Raw genomic sequence first — 10,287 nt, forward strand, 5'->3', positions numbered from 1 at the left:
CCCAAAGACCGCTGGCGGGCACCCCGGGAGCGGGGGCCGGCCAGCGGTCGTGGAAGTTCAGCTGCGCTTAGGCGCGGCCGTCGAACAGGTTGGTCACCGAACCGTCCTTGAACACTTCGCTGATGGCGCGGGCCAGCAGCGGAGCGATGGACAGCACGGTCAGGTTCTCGAAGCGCTTTTCCTCCGGGATCGGCAGCGTGTTGGTCACAACGACCTCACGGGCACCGCATTCGGCCAGGCGCTGGGAGGCCGGCTCGGAGAACACGGCGTGGGTGGCGGCGATGATGACGTCCTTCGCGCCGGCTTCCTTCAGCACGCGCACCGCCCCGGCGATCGTGCCGCCGGTGTCGATCATGTCGTCAATCAACACCGCGGTGCGGCCCTTGACCTGGCCGACCACGGTCTTGGACTCGGCCTGGTTCGGCATGGTCAGATCGCGGGACTTGTGCACGAACGCCAGCGGGGCGCCGCCCAGGCGTTCGGCCCACTGCTCTGCCACGCGCACGCGTCCGGTGTCCGGGGAAACCACGGTGATCTTGTCATCCTCGACGATGTCGCGGATGTAGTCGGCCAGCAGCGGGAAAGCGAAGAGGTGGTCAACCGGACCGTCGAAGAAGCCCTGGATCTGCGCGGTGTGCAGGTCGCAGGAGATGATGCGGTCCGCGCCGGCGGCCTTGAACAGGTCGGCCACCAGGCGGGCCGAGATCGGCTCGCGGCCGCGGCCCTTCTTGTCCTGGCGGGCGTAGGGGTAGAACGGGGCGACCACGGTGATGCGCTGGGCGCTGGCCCGCTTCATCGAGTCGATCATGATCAGCTGTTCCATCAGCCAGTTGTTCAGCGGTGCCGGATAGGACTGCATCAAAAAGACGTCCTTGCCGCGCACCGACTCGTCCGAGCGAACGTAGATCTCACCATTGGCGAAATCGTAGGCGTTCAACGGAAGCAGTTCGGTGTCCAGTGCCTTCGCCACTTCTTCCGCAAGCTGCGGGTGGGCGCGGCCGGTCGCCAAGACCAGCTTCTTGTCGACGTTATGGCTAATTTCACTCATGGGTTTGCTTTCTCGCTCGCTTCGCTATCACGTAGAGGTGGTTTCTGAGGAAATTCCGGGGGATGCCTGGCTACTCGATGTCCGAGGTGTCCAGGGCCGCCTTGAAGGCAGCGTCTGCCGAGGCGCTGCCCGGGCGCTTGGCCAGGGTCCACCCTTCGGAGTTGCGCTGCGGAGCCACGGACAGTGCCAGGGCACCGGCCGGGACGTTCTTGCGGACGACGGCTCCGGCACCGGTGTACGCGCCGTCCCCGATTTCGACCGGGGCCACGAACACGGTGTTCGAGCTGGTGCGCACGTGCGAACCGATCTTGGTCCGGTGCTTCTTCACGCCGTCGTAGTTTGCGGTGATGTTGCCACACCCGATGTTGGTGTACTCACCGATTTCAGCGTCCCCGGCGTAGCCGAGGTGCGAGAGTTTGGAGCCGCGCCCGATGCTGACGTTCTTCGTCTCATAGAAGGCGCCGATCTTTCCGTCCGAGCCGAGCTCGGTGCCGGGGCGCAGGTAGGTGAACGGGCCGACGGTGGCCCCTTCCCCGATGCGCGAGTCGGTGGCGTCGGTGCGCTTGACGGTGGCGTTCTGGCCGACGACCACGTTGGTCAAGGTGGTGTCCGGGCCGATCACCGCGCCGGTGCCGATCATGGTGTTGCCGTGCAGCTGGGTGCCGGGCTTGATGGTCACGTCCTGGCTGAGCACCACGGTGGTGTCGATCCAGGTGGTGGAGGGGTCGATGATGGTCACGCCCTGGCGCATCCAGTGCTCGCACAGCCGCTCGTTGAGCACCTGGCCCAGGCGCTGGACCTGGACGCGGTCGTTGGCGCCCTCGATCTGCCAACGGTCCGAAATCTGAGCGGTGGCCACCCGGCCGCCGCGGTTGCGGGCGATGGCCAGCACGTCGGTCAGGTACATTTCGCCCTGCGCGTTCTCGGTGGTCACTTCCTGCAGCGCGCTGGTGAGCATGGCTGCGTCGAACGCGTAGATGCCGGAATTGATTTCCTTCACCGCCAGTTCCTCGGCGGTCGCATCCTTTTGTTCACGAATCGCGGTGACATCCCCCTGCGCGTCGCGCAGGATTCGGCCGTAGCCGGTGGGGTCATCCAGTTCGGTGGTCAGCACGGTGACCGCGTTGCCCTGGGCTTCGTGGACGGCAACCAGGTCCTTGAGGACTTCGCTGGTCAGCAGCGGCACATCCCCGTAGGTCACCACGACAGTGCCCTCCAGGTATCCGTCCACGGCCTGCAGTCCCTGCTGCACGGCGCGGCCGGTGCCAGGCACCTCGTCCTGATCCGCGATGGTCAGCTGCGGGAAGTGGTCCAGGATGTGCGCGGCGACCAGATCACGCTGGTGGCGCACCACGGCGACCAGGTTCTTCGGTTCCAGAGCCGCTGCCGCGTGCAATGCATGGACCACCATGGAGCGACCGGCGATCTCGTGCATGATTTTGGGTTTCGCCGATTTCATTCGGGTACCGGCGCCTGCGGCGAGGACGATGACAGCTACTGGTGCGTTGACCTGATCGCTCAAGTTGTGTTCTCCTGCGATGTCGTTTCAAGGCTCTCGTGCCTATATTGAGAAACCCATGGGATAGTCTAGCGCGCGGAATGAACATCGCATGAACGCAGTGGGCAGGGCCATACTGGCCGTGAGTTCCGCCCCTAGGATTCGAACCTAGAATGCACAGCTCCAAAGGCTGGCGTGTTGCCATTACACCAGGGCGGATCGTGCTCCGGCACCGGCTGCCCGGGTCAAGCACAGTTCATTATTCTGCCATGATCACCGCGCGTAGTGAAATCACAAATCGCCGTGCCCCGCACGGGATTCCTGCGTCTTTAAGACGAGGGGAGCACACGCTTCTCCCCTGCCCGAGTTCCCTTGTTCCCAGACCCCCTTCGCCGCTTACGCCCACACGCGCAGACTGGTCATTCCGGCATTCGCCCCATCCGCAGCCTGTGACAAGCGGCACAGTCTCAATCGCGTCATGGAGGTGGTATTCATCGATTTGGTACCGGTTCGTAGACTGGAGACGTGGCACATTTACTCGGGGGCGAAGCCCTGCATCTGGAATATCCCACCCACACCGTCTTTGATTCGGTAACCATCGGCATTTCCGACGGCGACCGCATCGGCGTGGTGGGGCGCAACGGCGACGGCAAGTCCTCGCTGCTGCGCATGCTTGCCGGACGGCTGGAGCCCAACTCGGGCCGGGTCACCCAGCGTTCGGGGCTGCGGGTGGGGGCCCTGGATCAGGCCGACACCCTGGACGAGGCCCTGTCAGTGCGCGAATCGGTCGTGGGCAACCAGGCCGAACACGAATGGGCCTCGGACCCCAAGATCCGCGACATCATCGCCGGGCTGGTCTCCGACCTGGAATGGGAAGCGAAGATATCCACGCTCTCCGGCGGTCAGCGTCGCCGGGTGGCACTGGCCGCGCTGTTGGTCGAGGACTGGGACGTGATCATCCTCGACGAGCCGACCAACCACCTGGACGTGGAGGGCATCGCCTGGCTGGCACAGCACCTGAACCACCGCTGGGCCAAGAACACCGGCGGGCTGATGGTGGTCACGCACGACCGCTGGTTCCTGGATGCGGTGTGCACCACCACGTGGGAAGTGCACGACCAGATCGTCGAGCCCTTCGAGGGCGGCTATGCGGCCTATGTGCTGCAGCGGGTGGAGCGTGACCGGATTGCAGCGGTGACCGAATCCAAGCGCCAGAACATGATGAAGAAGGAACTGGCCTGGCTGCGCCGCGGCGCCCCGGCCCGCACCTCAAAACCAAAGTTCCGCATCGAGGCGGCCAACCAGCTGATCACCGATGTGCCAGAGGTCCGCAACCCGATCGAGCTGAAGAAGATGGCCACCGCCCGGCTCGGCAAGGATGTGGTGGACCTGATCGACACGTCGGTCAGCTTTGACGGCCGGCAAATCCTCAAGCCGTTCACCTGGCGGATCGGTCCGGGCGAACGAACCGGCATCCTGGGCGCCAATGGCGCGGGTAAATCCACCCTGCTGGGCCTGATTGCCGGCACCGTGGAACCCAGCAGCGGGCGAATCAAGCGGGGCAAGACCGTGAAGCTGGCCGTACTGGACCAGCAGTTTCGGGAACTTCAGAAAATTGGCCAGGACAAGGTTCGTGAGGTGCTCTCCCGCTTCAGCACCGCTTTTAACGTCGATGGCAAGGATCTGACCCCGGCACAGCTGCTGGAGCGCCTGGGCTTTTCCCGGGCGCACCTGTCCACCAAGGTCGCCGAGCTCTCCGGCGGACAGCGCCGGCGCCTGCAGCTGCTGATGATCCTCATGAACGAACCGAACGTGATGATCCTGGATGAGCCCACCAACGATGTGGATACCGACATGCTCGCCGCCCTGGAAGACCTGCTCGATTCCTGGCCGGGCACCCTGATTGTGGTTTCCCACGACCGCTACCTGTTGGAGCGCGTCACGGATCAGCAGTACGCAATCCTTGAAGGGCACTTCCGCCACGTGCCAGGCGGCGTCGATGAATACCTGCGTTTGCGCGAGGCCCAGGAATCCGGCTCCGGAGCCAAGCCCGAGGCCGGGGCAGCGCAGGTGCCCAAGACCGCTGGCCCCTCGGGTGCCGAGATCCGTGCGGCCCAGAAGGAAATGAACGCCAACGAGCGCAAGGTGGGCCAGCTGAACGAGAAGATCGGCAAGCTGCACGAGAAGATGGCCGCGCACGATCAAAGCGACTATGAGGCCTTGGGAAAGTTCACGGCCGAATTGCGGGAACTGCAGGAGCAGGTCGATGAACTTGAGGAACGCTGGCTGGAACTTTCAGAGATCGTCGGTTGAGCACCGGAGGCGGCTGCTGGCGGCTTTCTCGCTACCCCTCGGGACGTAGAACGAAGAAGATGAAACTCAAAAACGCGGTTCGGTCCTTGAACTGAGGCGGAATGATTTCCGCGGGAGCTTCGGGCGAATACCCTGGCTCGCTGAGCACCTCGATTCGAAATCCAGCTTCCGAAAAGGCGTCGGTCATCATGTGCAGCGGGCGGTGCCAGTAAGTGAGCTTCGCGGATTGACCGTCGAAGGTGAGTTCATCGCTGTACCGGGTGAGCTTGAAGTAGTCTTGGCCCGGGCGAGTCCACGGGTAAAGGATTGGGTGATTGACGGATACGATCAACCGCCCATCGGGCCGAAGCACGCGACGAAATTCCCTAAGCGGCGCCACCCAATCTTTCAGGTAATGAAGAACCAGGGATGCCATTACCTCGTCGAATGAATCATCGGAATAGGAAAGTGGCCGGCTAAGGTCTGCAACCGACAAATCTGCCGCCGAACCGAGCCTGCTGCGGGCGAGGTCGATCATGGCTGCGCTGGCATCGAAGCCAACAACATTGGCGCCCCGATTGCGCAGCTCTTCCATGAGGGGGCCAGATCCGCATCCGGCATCCAGTACCTGATGCCCCTCAACGCCTCCGGCAAGTTCAAGCATGGCCGGTCGCTCGTAGTACGCGTTGAGCAGGCTACCCTGGTTTTCCGTGGAATACGCAGCGGCGAAATGGTCATAGTTGGTTTCTTTCATGATCCCTCCGGGTCGAGCACTTCATGAAACGGTAGCTGGTCAGCCGACAGAGCACTGACCGAACGACGGCTTCCACACAGGACGACGGCCAACGCGTTCCTTGCTGTCTTCGGACTAGTCTCAGCAACCTCGGCACGGCTGACACTACCCCAACGGTCCGCAATTCCTCCGTCCCGACGGGCAGCTCGTTAACATGCAGTGCACCAGAATCGCTATCTTCCCTCCCTGATGGGCCGCTAAAGCAAAGGCCTTGGACTGGAACCCAAGCAGGACGGCGCCTGTTTCTGGTTTCTGGCGATTTTTTTGAAGTATTGGCAAGTCACCGCTTATCGGGAAGAATCGCGGCATGAGCCTAGAACTGTTTGATGAGGACTGGAACCGGGCCCTGGTGCTGATGGCCCACCCCGATGACCCCGAATACGGAACCGCGCTGGCGGTCAATCGCTGGACCGGGCAAGGCAAGGAAGTCAGCTACGTGCTGGCGACCTCCGGCGAGGCAGGCATCGAGGGCATCGCACCGGCACAGTCCGGTCCACTGCGTGAAGCTGAACAACAGCGGGCCATCGGACATGTTGGGGTGCAAAACCTCGAATTCCTCGGAATGCCGGATGGCCGCCTGGAATACGGCCTGCAGATGCGACGCAAATTCGCCCAGAAAATCCGGGCCTACCGTCCTGACGTCGTCATCACCCTAAACTTCGATCGGGCCTTTGGTGGAGTGAACCGCAACTCGGCTGACCATCAGGCGGTCGGCCGGGCAGTGCTGGATTCGGTCTCCGATGCCGCGAACTCCTGGATCTTTCCGGACCTGGAGGAACCGGTCTGGACCGGCGTGCGGATGATCGCGGTATTTGCCGACGAGAGCCCCACCCACTACGTTCCGGTCGGCGAGGCCGATATCACCGCCGCGATCGCTGCGCTGTCTGAGCACCGGGAGTACCTCACCCGGCTGAGTGAAGACCCGATTGAGGAACAGGCACGGGCCCAGGTGGTGGATCGGGTGCTGGGCGGCATCGACCCCGCTGCCGGGGGCGAAGTCGCGTTCCGGGTGTACAACTAGGGACGGGGTGGACTGATGACGGAGCATTGGAAGCAGTGGGACCAACGCAGTGTTCAGTCCCTACGATCGGGCGGGTCCCTGAAGTGGACAGGTTTTCCCGACGCCATGGGCGCCTGGGTGGCGGAGATGGATTTTGGTCTGGCTGCGCCAATTCGCACGGCGCTGGAGGAGTATGCCTCCTCCGAACTGACCGGTTACGCTCCCCCGTGGCTGGAACACGAGCTGGCCCGGGCCACCAATGACTACTATTCGACGAACTTCGGTTGGGCCCCTGGCGTGCAGAACATCGTGCCGACCGGAGACGTGCTGGCCGGGCTGGGCGGCGTGCTGGATTATTTCCTTGATCCCGAGGCGCCGGTGGTGCTGCCCACCCCCGCCTACATGCCGTTCCTGAAGTTCCCGCGTCTGCGCCAGCGGCGGGTCATTGAAGTGCCGATGTTGCGGGATGAGCACGGCTGGCACATGGATCTGGCCGCCATCGACACGGCACTGGCCCCGGCTGGCGGCCTGGTGATTCTGTGCAACCCGCACAACCCCATTGGGAAAATGTACTCGCGCACCGAGCTGGAGGAGCTCTCGGCCATCGTGGCCCGGCACGACGCACGGGTATTTTCCGATGAAATCCACGCGTCCATCAGCTTTGACGGACGGGATCATCTGCCCTACGCCTCGGTTAACTCGGCCGCGGCGCGCCAGGCGATCACTGCGACCGCGGCGTCCAAGACCTTCAACATTCCCGGCCTGAAGTGCGCGCAGCTGATCTTCTCAAATCTGCAAGATCTTGAGCGCTGGCAGGAGTACGGTTTTTTCATCACCCATGGCGCTTCCCTGCCGGGCATGCGGGCGACCGTGGCGGCCTATGATCATGGTGCTGCCTGGCGCGATGAAGTGCTGCAGTACCTGCAGGGCAACCGTGACCTGCTGGGGCAACTGCTGTCCGAGCAACTGCCGGGCATTGACTGGCTTGCGCCGCAAGGCACCTATCTGGCCTGGCTGAACACCAGCGGGCTCAGCCTGCCGCCCAATGCCCAGCAGTTCATGCTGCAGCAGGCCCAGGTGGCGGTGGTGGACGGTGCGGAGTGCGGTTCCGGCCTGGAGGGTTTTCTCCGCATGAATTTCGCGATGCCCCGTCCGCTGCTGATCCAGACCGTACAGCAGATGGCTGACGCCGTGGCGCGCCGGTAATTCCGGCGCGGGGCGGAGCTGGATTGACAGGGTCGCTACATTCCGTCAACAAGCAGGGTGAGGATGATGGGCATGGGCAGCAGCCCCAGACCCAGGATAGCCGAAGCGGTCGCCCAGGAGTAGTCCCGGCGAGCGAGGCCAAGCAGGCTTCCGACGGACCCGAAGATTGGTGGCAGCAGGAAAACCCAGATCGGGCGTTCTTGGCCGGATCCGGTCCAGTCCACCGACATCAGGGCGACAAGAAGTGCGCCGCCCATCATGACCAGCGTGGGGATTGGATACGGAGTTTGGCGCAAAGCCACGCGCTCTTCCATAGTTCTCCTTAGGCAGGTGTTCGATAACTTATTCCAGGGTTTGCACGGGCCATGATGTCCACTGCAATGGTCGCAAAAAATAACCGATCCCAGAACAATAAATCACTTCAGGTCACAGTACTCGTGATCCTCACAGTTCGCCATCGTTCTTAAGGAGGATAGCGCGAACAAGCTCTCTCCGTTAACTGGGAAGGATCTCAGATGTTCGAATTTCGGATTGAACAGCTCAAGATTTGCCGGTGATGAGATCGGCGATCCGGGCAATCGGCGAGGTGCGTTCACGTCCGGCGGCCTCAGACCGGTCGGCGGCATGATAGGCCGCATATAGTGAGGTGGTGGCGAGCCAGCGCAGCGGCTCGGGCTCCCATCGGCGGGCCTGGCGATCCACCCAGGGCAGGTGCACCAGCTCGCTGTCGCGTCCCAGGATCAAGTCGGCCAGGGTCCGTCCGGCCAAATTGGTGGCGCTCACCCCCGTACCCACGTATCCCCCAGCCCAGGCCAGCCCGGTGTCCCGGTCCAGGCCCACCGTTGCCGCCCAGTCCCGGGGCACGCCCAGCACCCCGGACCACGCGTGCTCGATGCGTGCCTGGCTGGTGACGGGAAAGAAGCGGTGCAGGATGCCGCTCAATGCCGCGACGGTCGATGACGCGGTGCGCCCATCGAGGTCGGTGCGGGACCCATATTTGTAGGGCACCCCGCGGCCCCCGATGGCGATCCGGTCATCGGCGGTGCGCTGGGCGTACATGTACACGTGCGCGTAGTCCCCCAACACCTCCCCCTTGGACCAGTTCAGCTCATCCCACACCGCTGGCGGCAGCGGCTCGGTCACAATCATTGAGGAGTTCATCGGCAGCCACAGCCGGCGCAGCCCGGGCAGGGCCGCAGTGAACCCCTCGGTGGCCCGCACGATGTGTTCGGCTGCGACGCTGCCGTGGCTGGTGTGCAGCAGGTGGGGCAGGATCTCGGTGACCCGGGTGTCTTCGTAGATCTCCACCCCGAGCCGTTCCACCGCCGCGGCCAGTCCGGTCACCAGCTTTGCCGGATGGATCCGCGCCGCATGCGGGTGCCACAGTGCCGCCCGGGTTCCGGCAATGTTGATCCGGGCGCGGGCCTCTGCGGCCTGCAGCAGCTGCACGTCGGTGTGCGCCCAGCTGCGCTCGGACGCAAAATCCGCGCGCAGCCGGGCCTCCTGGGCCGGGGTGTAGGCGACTTGGAATTCCCCGCCGCGCTGAATGTCGGCGTCGATCCCCTCGGCCCGGCAGACGTCGATGACCTCGTCCACGCTGCGGTTCATGGCCTGCTGGAACGCCTCGGCGCCACTGCGACCAAAGCGGGCCACGTGGCGTTGCCGGCCGCCGGTGATGGAGTTGGTCAGCCACCCTCCGTTCCGTCCCGAGGCCCCGTAGCCGACGTGGCGTTGTTCAAGCACCACCACGCGCAGCAGCGGCTGCAGCTTTTTCAGGTAGTAGGCGCTCCACAGACCGGTGAATCCGCCGCCGACGATGGCCACGTCGGTGGACAGGTACCCGGGCAGCGCCGGACGCGGCTGGGGGCTGCCCAGTTGTTCCCACCAGTGTGAAACCTGCCCGTTGATCATCTAACGCACCGCCCCGTTGCAACATCGGGCCGGCGAAGACGGGCCCACTTGCAGCTAAGCGTAGGCGGGCGACACCTTCCTGGCAATGGCCGCGTTCCGCCGCCTGAACGGCGCAAGGAATTCAGTATTCGCCACGCCGCTGGCCCGTGCGCGGCGCCTGGTTCCAAACCAGCAGGGCACCGGCGGCGGGGAAGAGCAGCAACGCCGGCAGCCATTGAAAGACGGCCAACAGTGCCAGGGCGATCAGCAGCAGCGTCAGAGCCGCGTTGCGGGGCCAGGCCTGCATCAGATCCCATCCTCCTGATCCGCCCCCACGGGGGCTGGGTGTTCGCGCAAGCCTACCGGGGAAGGGCGGGGATGGGAAGGGCGGGAGGCTACTGGCTGTGGACGATCCGCGCCCCGGGCGCGGGGGCCTGCACGGCCAGGGTGGCGACCCCGACCTCATCGCCCAGCTGGGCCATGACTTCGCGGGCGTGCTCGGCGTCGCGCACCAGCAGCGCCAGGGTGGGTCCGGAGCCGGAAACCATGGCCCGCAGCGC

At 64.2% G+C, this 10,287-nt stretch carries 10 protein-coding genes and 1 tRNA gene; 3 read left to right on the top strand and 8 right to left on the bottom strand.

What is annotated here, in order from left to right; all coding sequences use genetic code 11:
- Window positions 1–67: 67 nt before the first annotated feature.
- From RCJ92_RS07530 to RCJ92_RS07540, 3 genes are all read right to left on the bottom strand, one after another.
- Window positions 68–1,048, bottom strand: a complete 981-nt coding sequence (locus RCJ92_RS07530; protein ID WP_138175361.1) for a ribose-phosphate diphosphokinase — start codon at window positions 1,046–1,048, stop codon at window positions 68–70.
- Window positions 1,049–1,118: 70 nt separating this feature from the next.
- Window positions 1,119–2,570: a bifunctional UDP-N-acetylglucosamine diphosphorylase/glucosamine-1-phosphate N-acetyltransferase GlmU gene (glmU, locus tag RCJ92_RS07535; RefSeq protein ID WP_138925755.1), complete on the bottom strand. Its 1,452-nt coding sequence runs from the start codon at window positions 2,568–2,570 to the stop codon at window positions 1,119–1,121.
- A gap of 123 nt (window positions 2,571–2,693) precedes the next feature.
- Window positions 2,694–2,765, bottom strand: a tRNA-Gln gene (locus RCJ92_RS07540).
- A gap of 306 nt (window positions 2,766–3,071) precedes the next feature.
- Here RCJ92_RS07540 and RCJ92_RS07545 point away from each other — a divergent pair.
- The gene (locus RCJ92_RS07545; RefSeq protein WP_446754228.1) at window positions 3,072–4,859 is read left to right on the top strand and encodes an ABC-F family ATP-binding cassette domain-containing protein; all 1,788 of its coding nucleotides are present in this window, start codon (window positions 3,072–3,074) and stop codon (window positions 4,857–4,859) included.
- A gap of 31 nt (window positions 4,860–4,890) precedes the next feature.
- Here the strand turns inward: RCJ92_RS07545 and RCJ92_RS07550 are convergent, their stop codons facing one another.
- Entirely contained in the window at window positions 4,891–5,592 is a 702-nt protein-coding gene (locus RCJ92_RS07550; RefSeq protein WP_446754229.1) for a class I SAM-dependent methyltransferase, read from the bottom strand.
- 346 nt (window positions 5,593–5,938) lie between these two features.
- On the opposite strand from RCJ92_RS07550, the gene RCJ92_RS07555 reads away from it, so the two are divergent.
- Together RCJ92_RS07555 and RCJ92_RS07560 are read left to right on the top strand one after the other, a co-directional pair.
- Window positions 5,939–6,652 carry a PIG-L deacetylase family protein gene (locus RCJ92_RS07555; RefSeq protein WP_138175369.1) on the top strand — a complete coding sequence of 238 codons (714 nt, stop codon included), beginning with the start codon at window positions 5,939–5,941 and terminating at the stop codon, window positions 6,650–6,652.
- A gap of 126 nt (window positions 6,653–6,778) precedes the next feature.
- Window positions 6,779–7,837 carry a MalY/PatB family protein gene (locus tag RCJ92_RS07560; protein WP_446754230.1) on the top strand — a complete coding sequence of 353 codons (1,059 nt, stop codon included), beginning with the start codon at window positions 6,779–6,781 and terminating at the stop codon, window positions 7,835–7,837.
- Between the two features lie 35 nt (window positions 7,838–7,872).
- Here RCJ92_RS07560 and RCJ92_RS07565 read toward each other — a convergent pair whose 3' ends face one another.
- The 4 genes from RCJ92_RS07565 to RCJ92_RS07580 form a co-directional block, all read right to left on the bottom strand.
- Window positions 7,873–8,151, bottom strand: coding sequence for a hypothetical protein (locus tag RCJ92_RS07565; RefSeq protein WP_054820608.1), 279 nt, complete (start codon window positions 8,149–8,151; stop codon window positions 7,873–7,875).
- A gap of 226 nt (window positions 8,152–8,377) precedes the next feature.
- Complete coding sequence (locus RCJ92_RS07570) at window positions 8,378–9,748, bottom strand: NAD(P)/FAD-dependent oxidoreductase (protein WP_138925752.1); 1,371 nt, start codon at window positions 9,746–9,748, stop codon at window positions 8,378–8,380.
- 121 nt (window positions 9,749–9,869) lie between these two features.
- Window positions 9,870–10,034, bottom strand: coding sequence for a hypothetical protein (locus RCJ92_RS07575; protein WP_446754231.1), 165 nt, complete (start codon window positions 10,032–10,034; stop codon window positions 9,870–9,872).
- A gap of 88 nt (window positions 10,035–10,122) precedes the next feature.
- Window positions 10,123–10,275, bottom strand: coding sequence for a hypothetical protein (locus tag RCJ92_RS07580; protein ID WP_446754233.1), 153 nt, complete (start codon window positions 10,273–10,275; stop codon window positions 10,123–10,125).
- Between the last annotated feature and the right edge of the window lie 12 nt (window positions 10,276–10,287).

The sequence above is a fragment of the Glutamicibacter sp. BSL13 genome, assembly GCF_052928425.1.

Coding starts and splice junctions, on each gene's coding strand:
- RCJ92_RS07555 (WP_138175369.1), top strand. CDS start 5,939: ATGAGCCTAGAACTGTTTGATGAGGACTGGAACCGGGCCCTGGTGCTG.
- RCJ92_RS07530 (WP_138175361.1), bottom strand. CDS start 1,048: ATGAGTGAAATTAGCCATAACGTCGACAAGAAGCTGGTCTTGGCGACC.
- RCJ92_RS07560 (WP_446754230.1), top strand. CDS start 6,779: ATGGATTTTGGTCTGGCTGCGCCAATTCGCACGGCGCTGGAGGAGTAT.
- RCJ92_RS07570 (WP_138925752.1), bottom strand. CDS start 9,748: ATGATCAACGGGCAGGTTTCACACTGGTGGGAACAACTGGGCAGCCCC.
- RCJ92_RS07580 (WP_446754233.1), bottom strand. CDS start 10,275: ATGGTTTCCGGCTCCGGACCCACCCTGGCGCTGCTGGTGCGCGACGCC.
- RCJ92_RS07565 (WP_054820608.1), bottom strand. CDS start 8,151: ATGGAAGAGCGCGTGGCTTTGCGCCAAACTCCGTATCCAATCCCCACG.
- RCJ92_RS07550 (WP_446754229.1), bottom strand. CDS start 5,592: ATGAAAGAAACCAACTATGACCATTTCGCCGCTGCGTATTCCACGGAA.
- RCJ92_RS07575 (WP_446754231.1), bottom strand. CDS start 10,034: ATGCAGGCCTGGCCCCGCAACGCGGCTCTGACGCTGCTGCTGATCGCC.